Raw genomic sequence first — 24,419 nt, forward strand, 5'->3', positions numbered from 1 at the left:
TTATCTATGCATACTCCGCAAATTTGGAGGTTAAGATGCAAGCAACTTTTGAACACATTTTCGATCTTGGCCCATTCAGTTGGCCTGCATTAGCCTGTTGCGCCATCAACGGCTTAATGATCGGTATAGAGCGCCAAACGCGGGGTAAACCTGTTGGTATTCGTACCGCTATTTTAGTTATCTCTGGCACTTACTTATTTATGTCGATGGCCGTCTCGCTTTCACCTAATACGCTCGACCAAGCGCGTGTACTTGGCCAGATAATCACTGGTGTGGGCTTTTTAGGTGCAGGGGTGATGATGACACAAGACGGCAAGATCCATGGGGTGACATCCGCTGCAGTGATTTGGGTATTGGCAGGTCTCGGCTTGATGATAGGCCTTGGCTATCTGACGCAATCCGTCGTAATTACTGTTTTGGCATTGACGGTCTTGCTTGGCGTGGATAGAGCAGAAAATCGCGTTAAAGCTCTACGCCGCGGTGTGCATCAAAGGATGCAGCAGCGAAAAACCTCAACCAGGATCATGAAGTAGCCTTGTTCGTCCTAAATGCCTAAACACATTTCAGAATGAGATCCACAGACAAAAAAAGACCCCGATATTCCTCGGGGTCTTTTTTATCCGTGTGTTCGTGGCGACAACTTAACTTATTTAGCGAAGTTCACGATAGGAAAACACTTGAAGAAGCCGTTATCCGCACAGTTTAGTAGACCAATTTGAACACCGTCGATTTGGTCAGTCATATTGAAGAAACCTAACTGGAAGTTAGATTTTTTAGAGATGCTCGCCAAACCGATGTCTGCCATTGTGTAACCTTCTGAGTAGTTCACTGCACTCCAGTTTAGACCTTTTACATTGTTCGTGATGTTCACTGCACCTAAGTTAACACCATTAGTTTGGCCTTCGTTCCAGTTAAGAAGACCGAGTGATGCCCCCGTCATTTCTTGATTAACTTTAGAAGCACCAAAGAACAAACCGAAGTTCACACCTGTTGTGCGGTCTGTTTCAGACATACCCAGAACCGAAAAGTCGACACCTTTTACTTCGTTTACTTGGCCATGTAATACCGCAAGGCGAACACCACCAACAGAAGAGTTAGAAGGCGCGTTAGTGTTGTCGATGGTAGAGAACATAACTGGCGAGCTATCAGCAAGAGCAACAGGTGAAGCGATTACGGCTGCAACAGCCAAAGACGTCATAAGCTTTTTCATTTTCATCTCCATGGAGGGAATAGTTGTTTTACAACATAGTGTAATGTACAAATTTTGCGCCATTTTGAATCAATAAATGTTAGCTGGAAGTCATATTTAACTGTCTGACAAATAAAGCAATTGATTCATCATAGTTATTTATCTGCATTTTCCCTGACGAATTACGCACAATACCCGCACAGTTGCGCATTTTTAAACCAGTTAATCTGATAAAAATTAAGCGTAATAAGTACTGGCTAACTATCAGATTAAAAAGAAAAAGTAAGAATAGACCTACAAACTGACGCAAGAAAGGCTCAATACCGAAGTTACCGGCACAAAAAAACCGAGGCATTCACCTCGGCTTATCGAACTTTATCGGTAGTCTAGCTCACCGCTATAAGGTTTTAGAACAAGGAGAGCACGCGCAGTTTACGCTAGTAAATGAGCATGCTCGACGCTGTTATCAAGCCTTAGAGCAAAGAGATAGGCTGGCTTACATCATGCCGCCCATACCACCCATACCGCCCATACCACCCATGTCAGGCATGCCTGCGCTTTCTTTTTGTGGTAGGTCAGTCACCATCGCTTCAGTCGTGATCATTAGGCCAGCAACTGATGCAGCGAATTGTAGTGCAGAACGAGTAACCTTAGTTGGGTCTAGGATACCCATTGCAATCATGTCGCCGTATTCACCCGTTGCTGCGTTGTAACCGTAGTTACCTTCGCCAGCACGAACATTGTTAGCAACCACAGATTCTTCATCACCCGCGTTCTTAGTGATTTGACGGATAGGCGCTTCCATTGCACGTAGTGCAACACGGATACCTACGTTTTGCTCTTCATTGTCGCCTTCAAGACCAGCAACTTTAGATGCAGCGCGGATAAGTGCAACACCACCACCAGCAACGACACCTTCTTCAACCGCTGCGCGAGTTGCGTGAAGTGCATCTTCTACACGGTCTTTCTTCTCTTTCATTTCAACTTCAGTTGCTGCACCAACTTTGATGACTGCAACGCCGCCTGCTAGCTTAGCAACACGTTCTTGAAGCTTTTCTTTGTCGTAGTCTGATGTTGCGTCTTCGATTTGTTGACGAATTTGAGCAACGCGACCTTGGATCATCGCTTCTTCACCCGCACCATCGATGATGGTTGAGTTTTCTTTAGTGATAGTTACACGTTTAGCTTGACCTAGATCTTCTAGCGTTACTTTTTCAAGCTCTAGACCAATCTCTTCAGAAATCACGATACCGCCAGTTAGGATAGCGATGTCTTGCAGCATTGCTTTACGACGGTCGCCGAAACCAGGAGCTTTAACAGCAGCGACTTTCACGATACCACGCATGTTGTTTACTACTAGCGTTGCTAGTGCTTCGCCTTCTACATCTTCAGCGATGATAAGCAGTGGACGAGACGCTTTAGCAACGGCTTCTAGCGTTGGAAGAAGCTCACGAATGTTCGAGATTTTCTTATCAACTAGAAGGATGAATGGGCTTTCTAGATCAACAGAGCCTGCTTCTTGGTTGTTGATGAAGTAAGGAGATAGGTAACCGCGGTCGAACTGCATGCCTTCTACTACGTCTAGCTCATCTTGTAGAGCCTGACCTTCTTCAACGGTAATCACGCCATCACGGCCTACTTTTTCCATCGCTTCAGCAATGATGTTACCCACTGTTGCATCGGAGTTTGCAGAGATAGTACCTACCTGTGCGATAGCTTTGGTGTCGTTACATTCAACAGATAGTTCTTTTAGTTGCTCAACCGCTGCGATAACTGCTTTATCGATACCACGCTTAAGGTCCATTGGGTTCATACCAGCAGCAACCGCTTTTAACCCTTCGGTAATGATAGCTTGAGCAAGAACCGTTGCTGTTGTAGTACCGTCACCCGCTGCGTCGTTTGCTTTAGACGCAACTTCTTTAACCATTTGTGCGCCCATGTTCTGGAATTTATCTTCCAGTTCAATTTCACGCGCTACTGATACACCATCTTTAGTGATCGTTGGTGCACCAAAAGATTTGTCTAGAACAACGTTACGACCTTTAGGACCCAGTGTTACTTTTACTGCGTCCGCTAGAACGTTTACGCCTTCTAGCATTTTAACTCGTGCGTCATTACCAAATTTAACGTCTTTAGCAGCCATCTTTGATTTCCTTTCTAAATTCTGTTTTCGATTTCGTTTTTGAATCAGAGCAAAAAATTACTCAATGATTGCTATTACTCAACGATTGCCATGATGTCGTTTTCAGACATTACTAGCACTTCTTTGCCGTCGATTTTTTCAGTCTTTGTGCCGTAACCTTCAGCGAAGATAACGGTATCACCAACTTTAACGTCCAACGGTAACACTGTGCCGTTTTCTAGAATGCGGCCTTTACCTACAGCTAGAACAACACCACGTGTCGATTTTTCCGCAGCAGAACCAGTTAGAACGATGCCACCCGCTGACTTTGATTCAACTTCTTTACGTTCTACGATAACTCGGTCATGTAATGGACGAATGTTCATCGGTCGTCTCTCCTGAAAGTTTTCATGTTTATTTGATAATTGCCCGCGTAGGGCACGTGATCACTATATAAGGGGCAAACCTAACGATCCCAAGGGGTAGACGTGAATTTTTTGTGACTTAGTTAAAATAACCAGCAGCTAGGCAACGGTTTGCGTGCGAAATGCTCACTCGCCCACTATCTCGCTTTCTTGTATCCTTGCGTTTCCCTCACCAGATAGACATCAAAAATGTTGGAAAAAAACAAGCCGGACAATCAGGCCGAAGATAAGCATGGTTTGTTGACCGCGCCCATTCCTGACACCTTACGCAAAATGACCATCCCGATGACGATGGGCATGATTGCCATTTTGATGTTTAACTTGGTCGATACTTTTTTTATCTCGTTGCTGGGTACAGAAGCCCTAGCAGCAATCAGTTACACCTTTCCCGTCACCTTTGCAGTGAACTGCATCACCATGGGCATCGGCATGGGGCTTTCTACCAATATTGGTAGACTGTTAGGTCAAGGCCATGCTCCTCAAGCTGCTCGCTTTACCAGCCACGGGTTATTGCTGGCAGTTGTGCTGGTGATGATCGCCTCAACACTAGGCTTTTTTACTATCGAGCCGCTGTTCAGCTTCTTGGGCGCGAAAGAAGATTCTATTCCGCTGATCGCACAGTATATGCAGGTTTGGTATCTCACTATTCCTCTGTTGGTAATTCCAATGGCGGGCAATAGTGCGATTCGCGCAACCGGCGATACCAAAACTCCAGCTAAAATCATGATGCTGGCAGGGCTTATCAACGGTATTCTCGATCCATTGCTTATCTTTGGTTACGGGCCCTTCCCTGAATTGGGCATCCAAGGCGCGGCGATTGCTAGTGCCTTCAGTTGGTTTGGCGCGTTATGCGGTTCGCTTTACCTACTCGTCAAACGTGAGAAGCTACTTGCCCCGCCGCAATGGCAATTCATCAAACAAGACTGGCAACAAACGTTAAAAATCGGCACTCCTGCAGCGCTCTCCAATGCAATGAACCCATTATCGGGCGCAATCCTGATGATGTTGCTTTCAAGTCATGGGACAGCTGCAGTAGCAGCTTATGGCGCAGCTCAGCGAATTGAATCGATTCTGTTGTTGGTTTTAATGTCTCTCACTTCCGCCCTCACCCCATTTATGGCACAAAACTTTGGGGCAAATAATCCTGCTCGAGCCTTTTCCGGTTGGTTCCTCAGCATGCGGTTCGCAGTTCTCTTCCAAGGGTTTATCTTCTTGATGATGGTGCCACTCAGTATTCCTCTTGCAGCCTTGTTCTCTCAGGAAGCCGCCGTAAAAGATCTGCTTTGGCATTACCTATTGGTAGTGCCATTTAGTTATGGCTTCCAAGGGATTGTGATGATGCTAGTCAGTGGCTACAACGCAATGCACAAACCAATGCGCGCCTTCCAATGGAGCTTCATGCGTTTATTCGTATTTACCTTGCCTGCAGCTTGGATTGGTAGCCACGTTTATGGCATTGAAGGTTTGTTTATTGGTATTGCGCTGGGGAATACAATGGGCGGACTATTAGGGTATTGGTTTGCACTGCATGAGCGAAGAATAACATTGGCAGAACACCAACCATCAGCGTAAACGTTAGATAATAAAAAACCGCGGATAACCGCGGTTTTTTTTATTCTGACTTTAACCAGTTGCTTAGAATAGCTCTTCAGCAACTTGGTATAGGTCGTTACGTACTGGACGCTTCATGTTCTCGATTGCATCGATGATGTCGTGGTGAACTAGCTGCTCCTTCACGATACCAACACAACGACCGCCATGGCCTTCCATTAGTAGATGAACCGCGTAGTTACCCATGCGAGATGCTAAAACACGGTCGAACGCTGTTGGGCGGCCACCACGTTGGATGTGACCAAGAACCGTCGCACGAGTCTCACGACCTGTCGCTGCTTCGATCTCTTTCGCTAGTTCGTTTGCATCCATCATCAGCTCAGTAAGTGCGATGATCGCATGCTTCTTACCTTTTGAGATACCATCTTGGATGTTGCTGATTAGCTTGTCTTTATCCAAGCCAGTTTCTGGCGTGATGATGTATTCACAACCACCAGCAATTGCAGACATCAGAGTAAGGTCACCACAGTGACGACCCATGATTTCTACGATAGAAATACGTTGGTGAGAAGAAGACGTGTCACGAAGACGGTCAATTGCATCGATAACTGTGTTTAGTGCAGTTAGGTAACCGATTGTGTAATCCGTACCTGCGATATCGTTATCGATTGTGCCTGGTAGACCGATACATGGGTAGCCCATTTCAGTCAGTTTCTTAGCACCCATGTAAGAGCCGTCACCACCGATAACAACAAGTGCATCGATACCGTGCTTTTTCAGGTTCTCAATCGCTTGTTCACGAACTTCCACTTCTTTGAATTCAGGGAAACGTGCAGAGCCTAGGAATGTACCACCCTTGTTGATCACATCTGAAACGCTAGAACGATCTAGCTTCTCGATGCGGCCTTCGTAAAGACCTAGGTAGCCATCGTAAACACCGTAAACTTCCAATCCCTCAGATAGTGCTGTACGAACTACGCCGCGTACTGCTGCGTTCATACCAGGTGCGTCACCGCCACTTGTTAAAACACCGATCTTCTTAATCATGCTCACCCTCGATCTTTGGCAATCAATTTATTTAATTTTCTTCTAGGCCCCTTGTTACCAAGCAACCTGCATAATCCAGAACTGTGCGTTATGTTACATTTCCTCTACAGGAATACCAATGAAAACACACTTTTTTATGTAACTTTTCTACTTATGTAAGAGTATTACAGTTTCTCTTTGCAACTTCGTTGATTCACATCAGGATCACGATTCTTAGTAAGTAGTGATGGAAAGATAGCCAATAAGCGCCTATTTGTCGTTACGCTTGGTCTGATTTTTCGACCGCTACCAATCTTGCGCCTTTTGTTCTTTCTCTGGTCCAAAGACGACCGACAACGGATCCTGATGGATCAAGACGTCCGCTTCCGGGAAAAGCGCCAACAAATTATCTTCAACTTTATCGGCAATATGATGGGCTTTTATTAAAGGTAGATGATCATCCAACTCTAAATGCAACTGAATAAAGCGCGTCGGCCCAGACATGCGAGTTCTTAGCTGATGGACTCCTAACACACCTTCAACATTGATGCAGGCTTCACGGATCTGCTCCAGTTCTTCATCTGGTAGCTTTCTATCGAGCAATGTCTGAATCGCTTCGCTGACCATCTTGAATGCGCTGTACAAAATGAAGATACCAATCCCCACCGCAAACACAGCATCGGCTTGCGTTACCCCAAAATAGCTCAATCCTAAGGCCACCATGATGGCGCCATTCATGTATAAATCGGTTTGATAATGCAGTGAGTCAGCAGCAATCGCTTGGCTACCCGTTTTACGTACCACATGCTTTTGGAACATCACGAGTCCAAAAGTAACGACCATAGCGAATAGAGAGACATAAACCCCTAGCTCAGGTGAATTCAGCTCATGTGGACGGAAAAATCGCTCAATACCATTAAGAATCAAGAAGACAGCAGAACCAGAAATAAACATTGCCTGCGCCAGTGCTGCTAGCGACTCCGCTTTACCATGGCCAAAAGTATGTTCTCTATCCGCGGGTTGTAGTGAATAGCGTACAACAATAAGGTTCACGACCGATGCGGCGATATCCAGCATCGAGTCAATCAAGGAAGCAAGCAGACTGACAGAGCCCGTCACCCACCAAGTAATGACTTTTACTATTAAAAGAATCGTCGCAACAATGGTCGCCGTCCAAGCAGCGGTCGTGACTAAACGTGCATATTCGTGTTTCATAATCAAAGAGTTAACTCAAACCGTACTTTGAGTATACCTTGAGAATTATTGAATGAGTATGAAATCGCCAAGATCAAAAAGAGGCAGCACTCAGGCTACCTCTTTTACTTTATCTTTCAGCGATTAGCTGTTGTGGTGCTTGTGCATGCGTTTTTGCATTTTTTCGCCACACTCTTGGTGACGCTCTTTTTGTAGCTCAACATATTTTGTTTTTTGCTCAGGAGTCAGCACGCTCAGCATTTGGTGTTTCTTCTCTAGCATCTTAACGCGACGCTCAGTTTGCTTCTCAACCATCTCTTTTGCTAGGTCGTTTGCTGCGGCTTCATCGAAGTTATCAGCCAATAGAAGTGCTTGAACTTTATCGTGGTGCGCTTGACGCTCTGCCATGTGTGCTTCGTGACCATCTGCGAATTTTGCTTTCATCGCCGCTTTGTTCGCTTCACGCATTTCTTTTAGCTGGTCTTTCTGTGCATCAGTCAGGTCTAGTTGACGCATGATGCCACGGTCCATACCTTTGCCGCATTCACCGCGATGGCCTTTATGATCTTTACCACCAAATGCGAATGCGCTCGCTGTACCTAGAGTTAGTGGTAGAACAACAGCAGCCAGTACTAGTTTCTTTGCAGTTTTCATAATTTGATTCCTTACACAGGTTAGTGATTCTTCTGAGCTGTTCTCACAGCGCTTGAGTGTAGAATACGACCTACTAGGTAAAGCGACGTATAGAGACCGTAAAGAATCGTAAAGAGTGATTTTTACACTCTTCGTTACCTATCATTCCCATGTAATATTAAAGCAACCACGAATCATAAATAGGTACTCAAATGGCGAACATTCTTTTGATTGATGATGATACCGAGCTAACCAGTCTGCTTAAAGAGGTACTGAGCTTTGAAGGTTTTAACGTCAGTGAAGCCAACGATGGAGAAGCAGGCCTCGCGGCTGTCACTGATGAAATTGACCTTATTTTGCTCGATGTCATGATGCCAAAACTCAATGGAATGGAAACCCTAAAACGCCTGCGCGAAAACTGGGAGACGCCAGTGCTTATGCTAACGGCGAAAGGCGAAGAGATAGACCGCGTTATCGGCCTAGAACTGGGCGCAGATGATTACCTGCCAAAACCGTTTAGCGACCGCGAATTACTCGCTCGGATCCGGGCGATTTTGCGCCGTACCAGCAGCACCCAGAAGAGCGCGAAAAACAGTGACTGCATTGAGTACCAAGAAATCAAACTCTTCCCTGGCAAACAAGAAGCATACTGCGAACAGACATTGTTAGATTTAACGACGACAGAGTTTGCTCTTCTGACACACTTTGTGCAAAACCCTGGGCAAGTGCTAACTAAAGAAGCCTTGAGCTTAGATGTACTTGGCAAGCGCTTAGCCGCGTTTGATCGTGCGATCGATATGCACGTATCCAACCTACGTAAAAAATTGCCAGACCAAAGTAACGGTAAGCCTCGTATTAAGACGCTACGCGGGCGCGGCTACATGCTGATTGAGGAGGATTAATGCGAGCACCACGCTTCAAACTGCCGAAGATAAACAGCTTGTATGGACGCATCTTTGCCATCTTTTGGTTCACCATGTTTTTGGTTCTGATGGCAGTGCTGTCATTACCACACCTTGACCCACGGAAAGCACGCGACATCCCGCAAGACCACTATCAGCGTATGATTGAAATACGTGACGGTATCGAGAAGAAGTATCGCAAACAAGATAACCTCGGCAAGATTTTGTTCAGCATCGAAGGTCAGCGACGCAGTAAACATGATCCGCGTCCACGTATCTTCTTTTCCGATCACGAAGGCAACGTACTGACAACTTCTTCAGGTCACAGAGATTTCAAGCTACGTGCGCTACAAAACTTTGTCACTAGCATTGAAGATCAGTCCCAACCGAAGCAAAAACTTTACGGTCGCTACATGATCGCAGGCCCCGTGCCAATCAAAATAGCCAATTCGGATCTGTTGATGTACGTCGGCTTTAAATGGAATGAGCCGCCACCAATAATGTTGCGCCTGTTCGATCACCCATTGCAATTGCTGCTTGCAGTTATGCTCGTGAGTACCCCGTTATTGCTTTGGTTAGCGTGGGCTTTGAGCCAACCCGCTCGACGCTTGGAAAGTGCAGCGCAACGCGTCGCGAAAGGTGAGTTTGTCATCGATCCGAACCTAGAGAAAGGCACCACCGAGTTTCGTCAAGCCGGAACCAGCTTCAACCAAATGGTCGAGGCTGTGAATCAGATGATTTCTGGCCAGCAGCGTTTACTCTCAGACATTTCACATGAGTTACGTTCGCCTTTGACTCGCTTGCGTATGGCAAGTGCGCTGGCGACTCGTAAGCAAGGGGAAAGTCCAGAGCTGACCCGAATCGACACCGAAGCGCAACGTTTAGAGCAGATGATCGCCGAACTACTCGAACTTTCACGCATGCAAGTGAACAGTCACATGACGCGCGAGACTCAGCCAATAGTAAGTTTGTGGGAAGAGATTATTAAGGATGCGCAGTTTGAAGCCGAACAAATGGGCAAAGTACTGAACTACTCTAACCTTCCTGAACGCAGCATTTCTGGCAATCCAAAACTACTGATGAGTGCGGTAGAAAACATCATTCGTAATGCGATTTACTATGGCAAAGATGAAGTGAAGATCGACATTCAAGACAGCGCAGACACCTTGAGCATCATTGTAGATGACAATGGTGAAGGTGTGCCTGAAGAAGAATTAGAAGCCATCTTCCGCCCATTTTACCGAGTCTCGACAGCCCGTGATCGTCATTCTGGCGGTACCGGTCTTGGTTTAACCATTACCGAAAGTGCCATCCGCCAACACAGCGGTTCGATTATCGCAAGTCGCAGCCCATTGGGTGGGTTACGAGTCACGATTACTCTTCCATTACTCAAAGTAGGCAAATAACCTTACAAAGATCAAAGTTGATAATGATTTTTATTAACATTAAAGTAAATCCTTCATAAAGGAGGATTTACAATGTCGCATATTTTTCCAGAGCTTCCGTACCGCTACGATGCACTAGAACCATACATCGATGCGAAAACCATGGAAGTTCATTACAGCAAACACCATAAAACGTATTACGATAAATTTATGGCTGCCGCAAAAGGCAGCGCTCTCGAGACCCAAAGCCTCGATGACATCTTCGCTTGCATCTCTCAACACAGCCCAGCTATTCGAAACAACGGTGGCGGATACTACAATCACATCATTTATTGGAATTGTATGTCACCGGATGGTGGCGGTGAGCCTCAAGGTGCACTCGCTCAAGCCATCAACGATAAGTTTGGTGACTTCGAAAAATTCAAAGACGAGTTTGCTCAAGCGGCTATCAATACCTTCGGCTCAGGCTTTGCTTGGCTCGTTGTAAAAGATGGTGAGATTCACATTACCTCCACCAGCAACCAAGACAACCCTCTAATGGACGTTGCCGCGGTACAAGGTGAACCAGTCCTAGCATTGGATGTGTGGGAACACGCATACTACATCAGCTACCAAAACCGTCGTCCCGAATACATCGACGCATGGTGGAATGTGGTCAACTGGCGCGCAGTGGAAGAGAACTACACTCGCGCACTCAGTTAAACCTTTCAACATCTGGGCGACAAGGTTTACCTACACGCCCTTATGCCCCCAAGTCATTGTGTTGAATCTCGCTTCTCAAGGTGACTTGGGTATATACTGCCCGTCTGTTTTTGACCAACCTAATTCAATACCATGTTTGATATCGCTCTATACGAACCAGAAATCGCGCCGAACACCGGCAACATCATTCGCCTGTGTGCTAACTGTGGTGCGAATCTCCACCTGATTGAGCCACTGGGTTTCGATCTAGAAGAGAAAAAAGTCCGCCGTGCAGGTTTGGATTACCACGACTTGGCTCGTGTAACGCGTCATAAAGATTATCAAGCATTCTTGGAATACTTAGAGAAAGAGAAACAAGGCAACTACCGCCTATTTGCGTGTACGACCAAAACCACAGGTCATCATGTGGATGCGAAGTATCAAGAAGGCGATGTATTGATGTTTGGTCCAGAAACTCGCGGACTACCAGCAGATGTGATTGATAGCTTGCCAATGGAGCAGCGCATCCGCATCCCGATGATGCCAGATGCCCGTAGCCTGAACCTTTCTAATGCCGTTGCGATCATCGCGTTTGAAGCATGGCGTCAAATGGGTTTTGAAGGCGCAATGTAAGCGCACCAAATCACGGATACTAAAAAGGGCGCTGAATGCGCCCTTTTGCTTTTCTTACTTACCGATTAAATCAGTTGAGCTTGTTACGATCATTGTCGTCTTTACGCTCGTACTCACCTTCGAAGGTATTGCCGTTGTCCGATTGAGAATCAAATGGGTCACGACGAAACGGGTCTTGTTCATAGGGACCTTGATTTGAGAAGCCACCTTGGAAGCCGCCACCATTCATGGTCTTCACCACCATCTTGCTCATTAAGTATTTCGCAATCGCAGCGCGTGGCGCGGGAAGCAACACCAACATACCCAATGCGTCGGTCATGAAACCTGGTGTTAACAGCAATACGCCTGCAACTGCCAGCATCACACCTTCAAAAATCTGTTGAGCCGGAAGCTCACCTTGCTCTAAGCGACCTTGCACTGACATCAACGTCTGGATGCCTTGGCTGCGTACCAAAGACGCGCCAACAAATGCGGTGATCAGAACTAAAGCAATCGTAGGCCAAAGACCTAAAAAGCCTCCCACCTGAATAAATAGGCCGATTTCGATGATCGGGACGAAAATAAACGCCAATAATAAGATAGGAAACACATGCCCTCCTTTGTTGATTTCAGTGTAATGGCAAAAGCCTACTAAGCTCAAACGAATCGTTGTAAAAAAGCGTGTTCATCATAGGGATAATGCGTTGTACAAAAAACGCCCTTTGAATAAAGGTGCATATATAAAATTTGATCGTTGAAAAGTGCTATTTTCGCACTCTTAAAATCCATGTTTGTCGAGGAAAAACACCTACCCATAAAGGGTTATTAATATCCCGTTCATACTTTGCAAATTATTGACGCATTAAAAGCGAAAAAGGTGATCCACTTACTATTTTTATGCGCTAGGTGCAGTATGATGTGCCACATAAGTCAGGACGGTTTTTCCAGCCAAAAACTCTGATGAACGGATTCTAGATTGCAGAAATGGCTAATAAATAACTTAAATATCAGAATTATTATCTAAGGATCCTGTTATGGCTACACTATCTGATGCTCCAAAGACAGCAAACCAAGCCACTCGTATTGAAGAAGATCTATTAGGTCAACGTCATGTTCCTGCTGATGCTTACTACGGCATCCACACCCTTCGCGCTATCGAAAACTTTAATATTTCAAGCACTACCATTTCTGACGTACCTGAGTTTGTACGCGGTATGGTAATGACGAAAAAAGCCGCTGCACTAGCAAACAAAGAGCTAGGTGCAATTCCAAAAGACGTTGCTAACTACATTCTAGAAGCGTGTGATTTGATCCTTGAAACAGGTAAGTGCATGGATCAGTTCCCTTCAGACGTGTTCCAAGGCGGTGCAGGCACGTCAGTGAACATGAACACTAACGAAGTTATTGCGAACGTTGCGCTTGAACTGATGGGCAAAGAAAAAGGCCAATATGAGTTCATCAACCCGAACGATCACGTAAACAAGAGCCAATCAACAAACTGTGCGTACCCTACCGGTTTCCGAATCGCGGTTTACAACAGTGTTCATCAGTTGATGGAAGCGATCGAATACCTAAAAGGTGCATTCGAACTTAAAGCACAAGAATTCAAAGACATCTTGAAGATGGGTCGTACTCAGCTTCAAGACGCGGTTCCTATGACTGTGGGTCAAGAGTTCCACGCATGGGCAGTGACACTAAACGAAGAGATTCGCGCCCTAGACTACACGTCTAAGCTACTACTAGAAATCAACCTAGGTGCAACAGCTATCGGTACTGGTCTAAACGCACCAACAGGCTACCAAGCACTAGCCGTAAAACACCTAGCAGAAGTTACGGGTGTAGAAGTGGTTGCAGCAGAAGATCTAATCGAAGCAACATCTGACTGTGGTGCTTACGTAATGACGCACGGCGCGCTCAAACGTCTAGCAGTGAAACTGTCGAAGATCTGTAACGACCTTCGCCTACTTTCTTCTGGCCCTCGCTCTGGTCTAAACGAGTTGAACCTACCAGAAATGCAAGCGGGCTCTTCTATCATGCCAGCTAAAGTAAACCCAGTTATCCCAGAAGTCGTAAACCAAGTTTGCTTCAAGGTTCTAGGTAACGACAACACGGTATCTTTCGCAGCAGAAGGCGGTCAGTTACAGCTAAACGTAATGGAGCCAGTAATCGCACAAAGCGTGTTTGAGTCTATTTCTCTACTACACAACGCATGTGTGAACCTACGTGACAAATGTATCGATGGCATCACGGTGAACAAAGAAGTTTGTGAAAACTACGTTTACAACTCTATCGGTATCGTGACTTATCTAAACCCATACATCGGTCACCACGAGGGCGACATTGTTGGTAAGATCTGTGCTGAAACAGGTAAGAGCGTACGTGATGTGGTTCTAGAACGTGGTTTATTAACCGCAGAAGAGCTAGATGACATCTTATCGGTTGAAAACTTCATGCATCCGACTTATAAAGCGAAACGCTACGAGTAATCGCTGGTGAAAGGGGTCCCAAACGGGGCCCTTTTTTAGGCTCTGATACGGTTAACCACAATTTTTATGCGCTTTTTATTGCCGTAAGCCGCTCGGGTTCTGATTTTCTGAGCATTTACACCTGTTCCTGAGTGTTCAAAAAATCAGAATCATTAAAAACTAAAAGAGGTATCAATATGGTAATGGTCGAACTCTTCGTGGTTCTGCTCTTCATTTATTTGGGGGCAAGAATCGGTGGTATCGGCATTGGCTTTGCCGGTGGTGCTGGGGTAATTGCATTGTCTTTAATCCTAGGCGTCCCGACAAGCCAGTCTTTCATCCCTGTCGATGTAATCCTGATCATCATGTCTGTTATTACTGCTATCGCTGCAATGCAGGTAGCGGGTGGTTTAGATTGGATGGTTCAGGTTGCGGAAGACTTTTTGCGTAAACATCCCGAACGCATCACCTTTTACGCACCTATCGTGACATTTTTGATGACACTACTAGCAGGTACAGGTCACACAGCATTCTCTACTTTGCCAGTTATTGCAGAAGTAGCGAAAGGCCAAGGTGTTCGTCCTTCTCGTCCACTGTCTATCGCGGTAGTTGCCTCGCAAATCGCTATCACAGCATCGCCTATCTCAGCGGCAGTTGTGGCATTTGCTGCAATGTTGCATCCATTTGGCGTTGATTACCTAACGCTACTAGCGGTTTGTATCCCAACCACCTTCATCGCTTGTATGATCGGTGCATTTGTTGCGAACTTCATGGGCAGCGAGCTTAAAGATGATCCTGAATACCAAGACCGTCTAGCAAAAGGCCTTATCAAGCTAAACACAGAATCGAAACGCGAAATCTTGCCAACAGCGAAGAAAGCAACATTCATCTTCCTAGGCGCTATCGCATTCGTAGTCTGCTACGCAGCAGCGATCTCTGGTTCAATTGGTCTTATCGAAAACCCAGCACTTGGTCGTAACGAAGCGATCATGGCAGTCATGCTAGCGGCAGCCGCAGCAATCGTATTGAGCTGTAAAATCGATGCAGGCAAAATCCCAGCTGCTGCAACATTCCGCTCTGGTATGACAGCGTGTGTGTGTGTACTTGGTGTGGCATGGCTAGGTTCTACGTTCGTTAACGCGCACGTTGACGGCATCAAAGAAGTGGCTGGTGCGCTACTAGCAGACTACCCATGGATGCTAGCACTTGTTCTATTCTTCGCTTCAATGCTGCTTTACTCTCAAGGTGCAACGACCGTTGCGCTGATGCCAGCAGCACTAGCAATCGGTGTGGCACCACTTACCGCAGTTGCGTCTTTCGCAGCAGTAAGTGCGCTATTCGTACTACCAACTTACCCAACGCTACTGGCTGCGGTTGAGATGGACGACACGGGTTCAACTCGTATCGGTAAGTACGTATTCAACCACCCATTCTTCGTACCAGGCGTAGCAACTATCGCTTCAGCAGTTGCACTTGGATTCGCGTTCGGTGGGCTACTGATCTAGCAGAAACAGAGTCTTACTCGGGGGAGCTTCGGCTCCCTTTTTTATTGCCTGTTGTATTGGACAACGGTTAACAAATCTTCACTTCCATGAAACTTATTGGCTAGCCAGCAGGTCTGATTGAGTTACACTAACGGCAATTATCTAAGATGAATTGAACCTTTTATGCGTGCATTACTCTCCGTCTTACTCTTAGGGCTTATTACCTTTTCTGCGCCTTCTTTTGCTCTGTTTGGCAATGATCAGTTAGGGAACAGCCAAAGCAACACTTTTGGCAACAGCAACGATACGTTTGTGCCTGTCGATCAGGCTTTCCAATTCAACTATTACCAGCAGGACGGTAAGCTCATGCTGGACTGGCAGGTACGTGATGGTTACTACCTGTATCAAGAGCGCTTATCCGTTGCGGGCGAAAATGTGTCGCTAGGCGAACTGCAAATGGAAGACGGCACGCCGCATAAAGATGAATTCTTTGGTGACGTGCATATCTACACCCAGCCACTGTTTGTTAACGTGCCAATGCATGACTGGCAAGACGGTGCACGCGTGGTGGTGCAATACCAAGGCTGTGCCAAAGCTGGCTTCTGTTACCCGCCAGAAACTCGCGTAATTCCTATCAGCGCGTTTACTTCATCGAACTCAGATTCAACAGCGGCGACGACTGCACCAAAAGCAGAACAAGTACCAACAGCAACGCCACCAGCGGTGCAATCATCTACTTCTACCGACACACCATCGGCTCCAGTAACACAGCAAGATAGCCTTGCCGCCAACCTTGCTGATAACTGGTGGACACCACTTCTGTTCTTAGCGCTTGGTGTGGGTTTGGCGTTTACACCATGTGTACTGCCGATGTACCCAATTCTGACCAGCATCGTGCTTGGCAGTGGCAAACTAAGCCAACGCCGTGCGCTAGGCTTGTCGTTTGTCTACGTGCAAGGCATGGCGCTGACTTACACCCTACTTGGCCTTGTGGTGGCATCTGCGGGCATGCAGTTCCAAGCAGCGATGCAACACCCTTATGTGTTGATTGGTTTGAGTGTGCTGTTCGTGACACTCGCACTGTCTATGTTTGGCGTTTATAACCTGCAACTGCCAAGTGGCGTACAAACGTGGTTAAACAACCTAAGCAACAAACAACAAGGCGGCAGCAGCGCAGGCGTATTCGCCATGGGCGCGATTTCAGGTCTAGTGTGCTCACCATGTACCACGGCGCCACTGTCTGGTGCGCTACTTTACGTTGCACAAAGCGGTGACTTGCTGACTGGTGGTATCGCACTTTACGCACTGGCGACGGGTATGGGAATTCCACTCATTCTTGTTGCTGTATTCGGCAACAAACTTCTGCCAAAAGCAGGGGGTTGGATGGATCGCGTTAAGACCCTATTCGGCTTCATTCTGCTGGCAGCGCCTATCTTCCTACTTGAGCGCATCATGCCAGAAATATGGGCAACGGCACTGTGGTCAGCACTAGGTATCGCTGCATTTGGTTGGCTATACCACATCAAGAACAGCCTTGAGTTTGGTGGTTGGAAACAAAGTGCAGTAGGCATTATCGCTGTGCTTGGTTTGTTTGCGTCAGCTCAACCAGCACTTAATTACTGGTTTGGTGGCCACACAACAACGCAAACTCAACAAGTGACAGTAAGCTTTACGCGCGTCTCCAATGTAACAGAGCTCGAACAACAATTGGCATTGGCTAAGCAAGCCGGTAAACCCGTGATGCTCGACTTCTATGCTGATTGGTGTGTCGCATGTAAAGAGTTTGAAAAGTACACCTTCCATGACCCAAGTGTCGAAGTAAAACTGCAAGATTTTGTACTGCTACAGGCCGATGTAACCAAGAACCAAGTACAAGACATCGAACTTCTTAAGCATATGAATGTATTAGGTTTACCGACGATTGAATTTTGGGATGCGAATGGTAAACATGTTTCAAACGCTCGTTTGACCGGTTTTATGCAGGCCGAGCCTTTCTTGGCACACATCAACCAATTTTGATTGTGAATCATTCAAACGCCAGTGATACCTCGCTGGCGTTTTTTATTGTCTCAATAAAATCTCGAAACTTGCGTTTATATGCAATTTTTCTAATAAAAGTCGATTTGGTTCAGACTTTTAGCGCATAAACATTGTCCCCCCTGTTAAAGGTGGACAATAATTCCATTAACGAAATAGTCAAAAGTGTTTAACGTCATGGATTCGACCTACACCATTATCATCGCTGATGATCACCCATTGTTCCGCAACGCCTTGTTCCAATCGGTACATATGGCGGTGAGTGGTGCTAACCTCCTCGAAGCTGACTCTTTAGATGCACTCCTGACACTCCTTAAAAAAGAAGAAGAGCCCGACCTAGTGCTGCTGGATCTCAAAATGCCAGGTGCAAACGGCATGTCCGGTCTGATTCACTTACGTGCAGAATACCCAGACCTACCAATCGTCGTGGTTTCTGCCAGCGAAGAACCCGCAGTGGTTAGCCAAGTAAAAAGCCACGGCGCATTTGGCTTTATTCCTAAATCAAGCGACATGCGTGAACTTGTCAGTGCCCTTAACCAAGTGCTGAACGGCGACCCATTCTTCCCTGAAGGCTTGATCACCAATAACGCAGCATGTAATGACTTAGCAGAAAAGATTGCTGCGTTGACACCTCAACAATACAAGGTGCTCGGCATGCTATCGGATGGCTTACTCAACAAGCAAATCGCTTACGAGCTCAATGTCTCAGAAGCCACCATCAAAGCACACATGACCGCCATATTCCGAAAATTAGGCGTCAAGAATCGCACTCAAGCCGTTATTTTGCTGCAACAAATGGAATCAGAGCAGTAATGTGTTAATAAATATAACCAATTCACATTTATATGACGCAAAAAGAACAATAGACGTTAAAATGATAATGCCAATCACAGTGAGTCAGAGCTTATAAATAGCGTAGGAAAAAGGCTTGAGAACAAGGCGAAAATTTTTGATAAGTAGTTCTCCTACAATCGAAATTTTTAACGCCGTTATCGAGCGTTTTCACAAGCTAGAATAAGCAATTACTGGCTACGATCGGCATAGACTGTCACACACAGCCTCTTCATCCCTCTGTTAAACCGCTAACTCTGGGAGGTCATACTTTGTTAAGTATTCTCGTCACTCAATTCGTCGTACTCTGGGCCGTCATCGACCCGATTGGTTCAGTACCCGTTTATCTATCACAGACTCAGCACCTTACGGCAAAACAGCGTCGTCTCGTCGCATTAAAAGCCATTGCCATTTCAATGGGTGTGTTGCTGTTCTTTCTTATTGCCGGTCAGTTGTTACTGGAAGCAATGCAAATCCCATTACCCGCCTTCCAAGCCGCTGGTGGTTTAGTGCTATTACTGTTTGCATTGTCGATGATCTTTGGTGAAAGCAAGCCAGAACAAGAGCAAAAACTGGGCGAAGAAGTCAGCCACTCGGATCTCGCTGACTTAGCCGTTTACCCTCTTGCGATCCCTTCGATTGCGTCGCCGGGGGCAATGATGGCCATCGTGATGCTTACCGATAACAATCGCTACTCTTTCGTCGACCAAGCAATGACCGCAGGCGTCATGATTGCGGTACTTCTGGTTACCCTCTTCTTGTTACTGGGTGCAAACACGATTCAAAAAGTGATTGGTAACGTAGGTGCAGCCATCATCAGCCGCGTAATGGGGCTTATCCTTGCCGCTGTTGCACTGAATAATTTGCTGCTTGGTATAAAAGATTTCTATGTTAATTGATAAAACTCTTAGACCTTTGGCTAATTTAACATCAAATTAACATCACACTTTTATTCCCACCTCCTCTCAAACGCCCTAAAAACGGGCGTTTTTGCTTTTTAGCGTCCCGACTAAAGTTGAAAAGAGTTCTTGCCAGTGCCTTGCTAATGTACATGTTGAAACATTTTTTTAACAACAATACCAATCGTAAGGAGACGGCAATGGCATTTGAAAGCGAAGAAAGAGCCAAAGCCTACTGGGACAAGAACGTGAAGCTCATGATTACCCTGATGGTCATCTGGTTCGTAGTGTCTTTCGGCTGCGGCATCTTATTTGTCGACGTACTTAATCAATTTCAATTAGGTGGATACAAACTGGGCTTCTGGTTTGCTCAGCAAGGCTCCATCTATGCCTTCCTCGGTATTATTTTCTACTACGCGTGGAAGATGCGCCAAATCGACCGTGAATTCGGCGTGGATGAGTAAGGAGTAACTCAGATGGATTTGAAAACTATTACCTATCTTGTAGTTGGCGCGACATTCGTCCTCTACATCGGTATTGCGATTTGGGCACGTGCGGGCTCAACCAAAGAATTCTATGTAGCAGGCGGCGGTGTAAACCCTATCGCTAATGGCATGGCAACCGCAGCAGACTGGATGTCAGCAGCATCGTTCATCTCAATGGCAGGCTTGATAGCCTTCATGGGTTACGGCGGTTCGGTATTCCTAATGGGCTGGACTGGCGGTTACGTACTGCTTGCACTTCTGCTTGCACCATACCTACGTAAGTTCGGTAAGTTTACCGTGCCAGAATTCGTAGGTGAGCGTTTCTACTCTAACGCAGCGCGTATCGTAGCGGTTGTATGTCTTATCATCGCATCGGTGACTTACGTTATCGGTCAGATGAAAGGTGTAGGCGTGGCGTTCGGTCGCTTCCTTGAGGTGGATTACTCAACCGGTCTATTGATTGGTATGTGTATCGTATTCATGTACGCCGTAATGGGCGGTATGAAGGGCATTACCTACACGCAGATTGCTCAGTATTGCGTACTCATTTTGGCTTACACTATTCCTGCAATCTTTATCTCTCTGCAACTAACAGGTCACCCACTACCACAGATCGGTCTGGGTAGTACCATCCAAGGCACTGATGTCTATCTGCTCGATCGGCTCGACCAGGTGGTGACCGAACTCGGCTTTAGTGAATACACTACTCAAGTTCGTGGCGATACGTTAAACATGTTCGTTTACACCATGTCACTGATGATCGGTACTGCGGGTCTACCACACGTCATTATTCGCTTCTTTACCGTGCCTAAAGTACGTGATGCACGTACATCAGCAGGTTGGGCATTACTTTTCATTGCGATCCTTTACACAACAGCGCCGGCAGTATCTGCAATGGCACGTCTAAACCTAATGGATACGGTTAACCCAGCTCCTGGTCAGCATCTTGCTTATGACGAGCGCCCTGACTGGTTCAAGAACTGGGAGAAAACAGGCCTGCTAGGCTTTGATGATAAGAATGGCGATGGCCTGATTGAGTACACATCAAGCCCAGCGACTAACGAGCTAAAAGTTGACCGTGACATCATGGTATTAGCAAACCCAGAGATTGCTAAACTACCAAATTGGGTCATCGCGTTGGTTGCAGCAGGTGGTCTCGCAGCTGCACTATCGACGGCAGCGGGTCTACTATTGGCTATCTCGTCCGCGATATCACATGACTTAATCAAAGGCGTGATCAATCCAAATATATCCGAGAAGAAAGAGCTGCTTGCGAGTCGAATCTCTATGGCGGTCGCCATCGCAGTCGCCGGCTACTTGGGCTTGAATCCGCCAGGGTTTGCAGCAGGAACGGTAGCCCTCGCCTTCGGTCTGGCGGCATCCTCCATCTTCCCTGCGTTGATGATGGGTATCTTCAGTAAGAGCATCAACAAAGAAGGCGCAATCGCGGGTATGATTGCAGGTATCAGTATCACGCTATTCTACGTATTCCAGCATAAAGGCATCCTATTTGTTGCTGACTGGACGTACCTACAAAGTTGGGGGCAGAACTGGTTCCTAGGTATTGAGCCAAACGCATTTGGTGCAATTGGTGCGGTATTTAACTTTATTGTGGCGTTCGCTGTATCAAGAGTGACAGCAGAAACACCACAAGAAGTAAAAGACCTAGTCGAGCACGTACGTGTACCTGCAGGCGCTGGCGGTGCGGTAAACCACTAAAATATAACGCAAACCACAAAAGCCCCGCTTGGGGCTTTTTTATTCACTTAACTTATTCTAATAATTAGATATTCCCTGAACCGTAGCAAGGAAGCATACCAATGCCATTGATTATATGTTCAGGGGTTACGCGGAAAAAATCGCTTAGAACAAGGCAAAGATTGCAGCAAGCTAGTTGCTCTAACTTCAAAATCTTTAACGAAGTTATTAGCGATTTTAGCCAGTAAAAATGAACAGATAATTGATGGGATTAGTATTTTATGTTCAAAAACAAGCACTTTATTATCGCTCTGTTGATCGCCCCAATTTTGTCTTTAATCGCTTATTTCGGTACAGACATGGCTCTGAGTGAGAAACCTCATGCCGCTAAAGAAGGGGAAAGCTACAAGCTGGCCAGCAAGTCGAATTGCCGTTACACCAGTGGCTTGTGTGATATGGAGAATGGCGACTTTAAAGTGAAGTTTCGCTCAGAAAAGCTGACGCCAGATAGCTTAGAGTTGTCTTTACATGCTGCTTATCCACTGGAAGGGGTGAAGCTTTCAGTGGTGGATAGCCAAGAGCAAAACGCACAGCCAATCGATATGACGCCTACGGATCAAGTCGGGCAAAACTGGACCATCACTTTGCCTAAGCCTGCATCGGCAGAGAGTTGGTTGCGTGTTGCGATTCAATCTGAAGGCACGTTCTACTACGGTGAAACGCAAACGGCATTTGTGAAATACGAAACCCTGTTTACGGACAAATAACTTACCTGCTCCATAAGGCTTGAAGACGCATTTGAGCCAACCTTATCTCGCGAAAGAATACCGAGCTTAATTGTAGGGATTGAGCTCACCCACTTCAGCCGATACTGAGTCCGAGTATCGGCTTTTTTTGTTGTGTTATTTCCTCAAAAAAGCTGTGGTTGCTAATCGACAATTAATTGATAATAATTATCATTATCTTAAATATCGAGGTAACTATGGACAGCAGCCAAGCCATCTACAACGCCTTTTTCAAAGCACAAGACCGATTCCTTCATGTGTATGCGCCAAGCGGCTTCGAACCCGATGTGATTCATGATTACATCCATTGGGGCATGGTGCTGTCGTCCATCTATGATCACGATACAGAGCACGAAAATCTGTTGCTGTGCGAGCTGTATTTGCGCCAAGTCTACTTCCATCTACTCGACGCGATTCAAGACCCTACTCGTAGTCGCATCTTCCGCCGAGTTTGCCTCGATTCCATTCACACTCCGCTACTTTGTCTCAAACGCTACTACTACCAGTTTGAGGATGGCGATGTGAAATTTCTCTCATTACAACAACAATTACGTCTGATACAGACGCCACTCGATTAAACAAAAGGAACCTACCATGACCACGGAATTCCGTATCGAAGCGGACAGCATGGGCGAAGTCAAAGTCCCAGCCAACGCTTTGTATCAAGCCCAAACTCAACGCGCTGTCGATAACTTTGCTTTCAGCACACACACCATGCCGACGGGCTTTATCCAAGCACTCGCTCACATCAAACAAACCGCAGCGCTCACCAATGCTCAACTTGGCTTACTGGAAGGTGATATCGCCAATGCCATCGCCGATGCCGCGCAAGCAATCATTGATGGTAAACACATCGATCAATTCCCTATCGATGTATTCCAAACCGGCTCGGGCACCAGCTCAAACATGAATGCCAACGAAGTGATTGCAACATTGGCGTCTGAGCACCTAGGCGGAACGGTCAATCCAAATGATCACGTCAACATGGGTCAAAGCAGTAACGACGTAGTGCCTACCGCAATTCAAGTCAGCTCTGCAATTGCGATTGAAAAGCAGCTACTGCCTGCACTGTCCCACCTAAGTGAAACACTAGAGGCTAAGCAACAAGCCCTAAAAGATGTGGTGAAAACAGGCCGCACGCACCTCATGGATGCGATGCCAATTACCTTCGCCCAAGAGCTTGGTGGCTGGCAGTTCCAAATCGAGCACGCCAAACAAGCCATCGAACAAACACTGCCAGTTGTGAAAGCGTTAGCCCAAGGCGGAACAGCGGTAGGGACAGGGATCAACGCCGATCCACGCTTCGCCGATCTTTTTGCCGACAACCTAACGCAATCAACGCGCATCGAGTTTGCTTCAAGCAAAAACTTCTTCTTCAATCTCAGCAGTCAGGATGCGATCGTTGCCCTATCGGGACAGCTCAAAACAGCAGCAGTTGCGATCATGAAGATCGCAAACGATCTTCGCTGGATGAACTCAGGTCCACTAGCCGGCTTAGGTGAAATCGAACTGCAAGGCTTACAACCGGGCTCTTCTATCATGCCGGGCAAAGTGAACCCTGTGATTCCAGAAGCAGCGGCCATGGCGTCGGCACAAGTGATTGGTAACGACGCGACAATTACCGTTGCAGGTCAATCGGGTAACTTCCAACTTAACGTGATGCTGCCAGTGATTGCTCACAATGTACTAGAAAGCATTGAACTGCTGTCGAACAGCGCCGTTGCTTTGGCAGACAAAGCCATCGCGACGTTTGAAGTGCGCCAAGACAACCTTGATGTCGCACTGGCGAAGAACCCAATTCTGGTCACCGCACTTAACCCTGTGATTGGCTACCTAAAAGCTGCCGAAGTTGCGAAGAAAGCCTACAAACAAGGTCGCGCGATCATTGATGTCGCGGAAGAAGAAACGGACTTAGATCGCGCCACATTAGAAAGATTGCTCGATCCAGCCAAACTGACTCAAGGCGGCGTTGCAGAATAAGCCACCGACTAATCACCCCCTTTTAAAGCAAAAGA

General features: G+C 46.5%; 23 protein-coding genes. 16 read left to right on the forward strand and 7 right to left on the reverse strand.

Annotated features, from left to right (window positions below; genetic code table 11):
- Positions 1-35 precede the first annotated feature (35 nt).
- Positions 36-533: an MgtC/SapB family protein gene (locus BCT11_RS16640; RefSeq protein ID WP_038870997.1), complete on the forward strand. Its 498-nt coding sequence runs from the start codon at positions 36-38 to the stop codon at positions 531-533.
- A gap of 113 nt (positions 534-646) precedes the next feature.
- On the opposite strand, the gene BCT11_RS16645 is transcribed toward BCT11_RS16640, so the two are convergent.
- The 3 genes from BCT11_RS16645 to BCT11_RS16655 all read right to left on the reverse strand — a co-directional run bounded on the left by BCT11_RS16645 (position 647) and on the right by BCT11_RS16655 (position 3,697).
- Positions 647-1,210, reverse strand: a complete 564-nt coding sequence (locus BCT11_RS16645) for a hypothetical protein (protein ID WP_038870994.1) — start codon at positions 1,208-1,210, stop codon at positions 647-649.
- Between the two features lie 475 nt (positions 1,211-1,685).
- Entirely contained in the window at positions 1,686-3,332 is a 1,647-nt protein-coding gene (gene groL / locus BCT11_RS16650) for a chaperonin GroEL (protein WP_038870992.1), read from the reverse strand.
- A 74-nt stretch (positions 3,333-3,406) separates the two neighbouring features.
- Positions 3,407-3,697, reverse strand: coding sequence for a co-chaperone GroES (locus tag BCT11_RS16655; RefSeq protein ID WP_005381516.1), 291 nt, complete (start codon positions 3,695-3,697; stop codon positions 3,407-3,409).
- 228 nt (positions 3,698-3,925) lie between these two features.
- Between BCT11_RS16655 and BCT11_RS16660 the strand changes: the two genes are divergently transcribed.
- Complete coding sequence (locus BCT11_RS16660) at positions 3,926-5,308, forward strand: MATE family efflux transporter (protein ID WP_102388776.1); 1,383 nt, start codon at positions 3,926-3,928, stop codon at positions 5,306-5,308.
- 63 nt (positions 5,309-5,371) lie between these two features.
- On the opposite strand, the gene pfkA is transcribed toward BCT11_RS16660, so the two are convergent.
- The 3 genes from pfkA to BCT11_RS16675 all read right to left on the reverse strand — a co-directional run bounded on the left by pfkA (position 5,372) and on the right by BCT11_RS16675 (position 8,161).
- Positions 5,372-6,334: a 6-phosphofructokinase gene (pfkA, locus tag BCT11_RS16665; RefSeq protein WP_038870987.1), complete on the reverse strand. Its 963-nt coding sequence runs from the start codon at positions 6,332-6,334 to the stop codon at positions 5,372-5,374.
- A 285-nt stretch (positions 6,335-6,619) separates the two neighbouring features.
- Positions 6,620-7,528: a CDF family cation-efflux transporter FieF gene (gene fieF / locus BCT11_RS16670; protein ID WP_038881483.1), complete on the reverse strand. Its 909-nt coding sequence runs from the start codon at positions 7,526-7,528 to the stop codon at positions 6,620-6,622.
- Positions 7,529-7,651: 123 nt separating this feature from the next.
- Positions 7,652-8,161: a CpxP family protein gene (locus BCT11_RS16675; RefSeq protein WP_038870983.1), complete on the reverse strand. Its 510-nt coding sequence runs from the start codon at positions 8,159-8,161 to the stop codon at positions 7,652-7,654.
- 191 nt (positions 8,162-8,352) lie between these two features.
- Between BCT11_RS16675 and BCT11_RS16680 the strand changes: the two genes are divergently transcribed.
- The 4 genes from BCT11_RS16680 to trmL all read left to right on the forward strand — a co-directional run bounded on the left by BCT11_RS16680 (position 8,353) and on the right by trmL (position 11,741).
- Entirely contained in the window at positions 8,353-9,042 is a 690-nt protein-coding gene (locus tag BCT11_RS16680) for a response regulator (RefSeq protein ID WP_038870981.1), read from the forward strand.
- Positions 9,042-10,448, forward strand: a complete 1,407-nt coding sequence (gene cpxA, locus BCT11_RS16685; protein ID WP_102388777.1) for an envelope stress sensor histidine kinase CpxA — start codon at positions 9,042-9,044, stop codon at positions 10,446-10,448. The genes BCT11_RS16680 and cpxA overlap by 1 nt, the downstream gene beginning before the upstream one ends.
- 72 nt (positions 10,449-10,520) lie before the next feature.
- Entirely contained in the window at positions 10,521-11,129 is a 609-nt protein-coding gene (locus BCT11_RS16690) for a superoxide dismutase (protein ID WP_102388778.1), read from the forward strand.
- A gap of 132 nt (positions 11,130-11,261) precedes the next feature.
- A complete protein-coding gene (gene trmL, locus BCT11_RS16695; RefSeq protein ID WP_012126507.1) occupies positions 11,262-11,741 on the forward strand; it encodes a tRNA (uridine(34)/cytosine(34)/5-carboxymethylaminomethyluridine(34)-2'-O)-methyltransferase TrmL in 480 nt (159 codons plus the stop codon).
- A gap of 70 nt (positions 11,742-11,811) precedes the next feature.
- Here the strand turns inward: trmL and BCT11_RS16700 are convergent, their stop codons facing one another.
- A complete protein-coding gene (locus BCT11_RS16700; protein ID WP_038870971.1) occupies positions 11,812-12,330 on the reverse strand; it encodes an FxsA family protein in 519 nt (172 codons plus the stop codon).
- 424 nt (positions 12,331-12,754) lie between these two features.
- On the opposite strand from BCT11_RS16700, the gene aspA reads away from it, so the two are divergent.
- From aspA to BCT11_RS16750, 10 genes are all read left to right on the forward strand, one after another.
- The gene (gene aspA, locus BCT11_RS16705) at positions 12,755-14,206 is read left to right on the forward strand and encodes an aspartate ammonia-lyase (RefSeq protein ID WP_038870968.1); all 1,452 of its coding nucleotides are present in this window, start codon (positions 12,755-12,757) and stop codon (positions 14,204-14,206) included.
- Positions 14,207-14,382: 176 nt separating this feature from the next.
- Positions 14,383-15,690 (forward strand): anaerobic C4-dicarboxylate transporter, encoded by a 1,308-nt coding sequence (locus BCT11_RS16710; protein ID WP_038870965.1) that lies wholly within the window; start codon positions 14,383-14,385, stop codon positions 15,688-15,690.
- Positions 15,691-15,852: 162 nt separating this feature from the next.
- A complete protein-coding gene (locus BCT11_RS16715; protein WP_102388779.1) occupies positions 15,853-17,688 on the forward strand; it encodes a protein-disulfide reductase DsbD in 1,836 nt (611 codons plus the stop codon).
- A 195-nt stretch (positions 17,689-17,883) separates the two neighbouring features.
- Complete coding sequence (locus BCT11_RS16720; RefSeq protein ID WP_038870959.1) at positions 17,884-18,519, forward strand: response regulator transcription factor; 636 nt, start codon at positions 17,884-17,886, stop codon at positions 18,517-18,519.
- A gap of 290 nt (positions 18,520-18,809) precedes the next feature.
- Complete coding sequence (locus BCT11_RS16725; RefSeq protein WP_005448274.1) at positions 18,810-19,436, forward strand: MarC family protein; 627 nt, start codon at positions 18,810-18,812, stop codon at positions 19,434-19,436.
- Positions 19,437-19,636: 200 nt separating this feature from the next.
- The gene (locus tag BCT11_RS16730) at positions 19,637-19,900 is read left to right on the forward strand and encodes a DUF4212 domain-containing protein (RefSeq protein WP_005448273.1); all 264 of its coding nucleotides are present in this window, start codon (positions 19,637-19,639) and stop codon (positions 19,898-19,900) included.
- Between the two features lie 12 nt (positions 19,901-19,912).
- A complete protein-coding gene (locus tag BCT11_RS16735) occupies positions 19,913-21,640 on the forward strand; it encodes a sodium:solute symporter family protein (RefSeq protein ID WP_102388780.1) in 1,728 nt (575 codons plus the stop codon).
- Positions 21,641-21,900: 260 nt separating this feature from the next.
- Positions 21,901-22,386, forward strand: a complete 486-nt coding sequence (locus BCT11_RS16740) for a hypothetical protein (protein WP_102388781.1) — start codon at positions 21,901-21,903, stop codon at positions 22,384-22,386.
- 215 nt (positions 22,387-22,601) lie between these two features.
- Positions 22,602-22,982 (forward strand): hypothetical protein, encoded by a 381-nt coding sequence (locus BCT11_RS16745; RefSeq protein ID WP_042602256.1) that lies wholly within the window; start codon positions 22,602-22,604, stop codon positions 22,980-22,982.
- Positions 22,983-22,998: 16 nt separating this feature from the next.
- Positions 22,999-24,384: a class II fumarate hydratase gene (locus BCT11_RS16750; RefSeq protein ID WP_102388782.1), complete on the forward strand. Its 1,386-nt coding sequence runs from the start codon at positions 22,999-23,001 to the stop codon at positions 24,382-24,384.
- Positions 24,385-24,419 lie beyond the last annotated feature (35 nt).

It is taken from the genome of Vibrio sp. 10N.222.52.B12, assembly GCF_002875385.1.
GTDB classification, from domain to species: Bacteria; Pseudomonadota; Gammaproteobacteria; order Enterobacterales; family Vibrionaceae; genus Vibrio; species Vibrio jasicida.

Bases quoted from the DNA above. Each gene is read 5' to 3' on its own strand.
- BCT11_RS16710 (WP_038870965.1), top strand. From the start codon at position 14,383: ATGGTAATGGTCGAACTCTTCGTGGTTCTGCTCTTCATTTATTTGGGG.
- BCT11_RS16740 (WP_102388781.1), top strand. From the start codon at position 21,901: ATGTTCAAAAACAAGCACTTTATTATCGCTCTGTTGATCGCCCCAATT.
- BCT11_RS16690 (WP_102388778.1), top strand. From the start codon at position 10,521: ATGTCGCATATTTTTCCAGAGCTTCCGTACCGCTACGATGCACTAGAA.
- BCT11_RS16640 (WP_038870997.1), top strand. From the start codon at position 36: ATGCAAGCAACTTTTGAACACATTTTCGATCTTGGCCCATTCAGTTGG.
- BCT11_RS16720 (WP_038870959.1), top strand. From the start codon at position 17,884: ATGGATTCGACCTACACCATTATCATCGCTGATGATCACCCATTGTTC.
- fieF (WP_038881483.1), bottom strand. From the start codon at position 7,528: ATGAAACACGAATATGCACGTTTAGTCACGACCGCTGCTTGGACGGCG.
- BCT11_RS16750 (WP_102388782.1), top strand. From the start codon at position 22,999: ATGACCACGGAATTCCGTATCGAAGCGGACAGCATGGGCGAAGTCAAA.
- BCT11_RS16715 (WP_102388779.1), top strand. From the start codon at position 15,853: ATGCGTGCATTACTCTCCGTCTTACTCTTAGGGCTTATTACCTTTTCT.
- aspA (WP_038870968.1), top strand. From the start codon at position 12,755: ATGGCTACACTATCTGATGCTCCAAAGACAGCAAACCAAGCCACTCGT.
- BCT11_RS16680 (WP_038870981.1), top strand. From the start codon at position 8,353: ATGGCGAACATTCTTTTGATTGATGATGATACCGAGCTAACCAGTCTG.
- pfkA (WP_038870987.1), bottom strand. From the start codon at position 6,334: ATGATTAAGAAGATCGGTGTTTTAACAAGTGGCGGTGACGCACCTGGT.
- BCT11_RS16655 (WP_005381516.1), bottom strand. From the start codon at position 3,697: ATGAACATTCGTCCATTACATGACCGAGTTATCGTAGAACGTAAAGAA.
- BCT11_RS16745 (WP_042602256.1), top strand. From the start codon at position 22,602: ATGGACAGCAGCCAAGCCATCTACAACGCCTTTTTCAAAGCACAAGAC.
- BCT11_RS16730 (WP_005448273.1), top strand. From the start codon at position 19,637: ATGGCATTTGAAAGCGAAGAAAGAGCCAAAGCCTACTGGGACAAGAAC.
- BCT11_RS16675 (WP_038870983.1), bottom strand. From the start codon at position 8,161: ATGAAAACTGCAAAGAAACTAGTACTGGCTGCTGTTGTTCTACCACTA.
- cpxA (WP_102388777.1), top strand. From the start codon at position 9,042: ATGCGAGCACCACGCTTCAAACTGCCGAAGATAAACAGCTTGTATGGA.
- trmL (WP_012126507.1), top strand. From the start codon at position 11,262: ATGTTTGATATCGCTCTATACGAACCAGAAATCGCGCCGAACACCGGC.
- BCT11_RS16735 (WP_102388780.1), top strand. From the start codon at position 19,913: ATGGATTTGAAAACTATTACCTATCTTGTAGTTGGCGCGACATTCGTC.
- groL (WP_038870992.1), bottom strand. From the start codon at position 3,332: ATGGCTGCTAAAGACGTTAAATTTGGTAATGACGCACGAGTTAAAATG.
- BCT11_RS16645 (WP_038870994.1), bottom strand. From the start codon at position 1,210: ATGAAAAAGCTTATGACGTCTTTGGCTGTTGCAGCCGTAATCGCTTCA.
- BCT11_RS16660 (WP_102388776.1), top strand. From the start codon at position 3,926: ATGTTGGAAAAAAACAAGCCGGACAATCAGGCCGAAGATAAGCATGGT.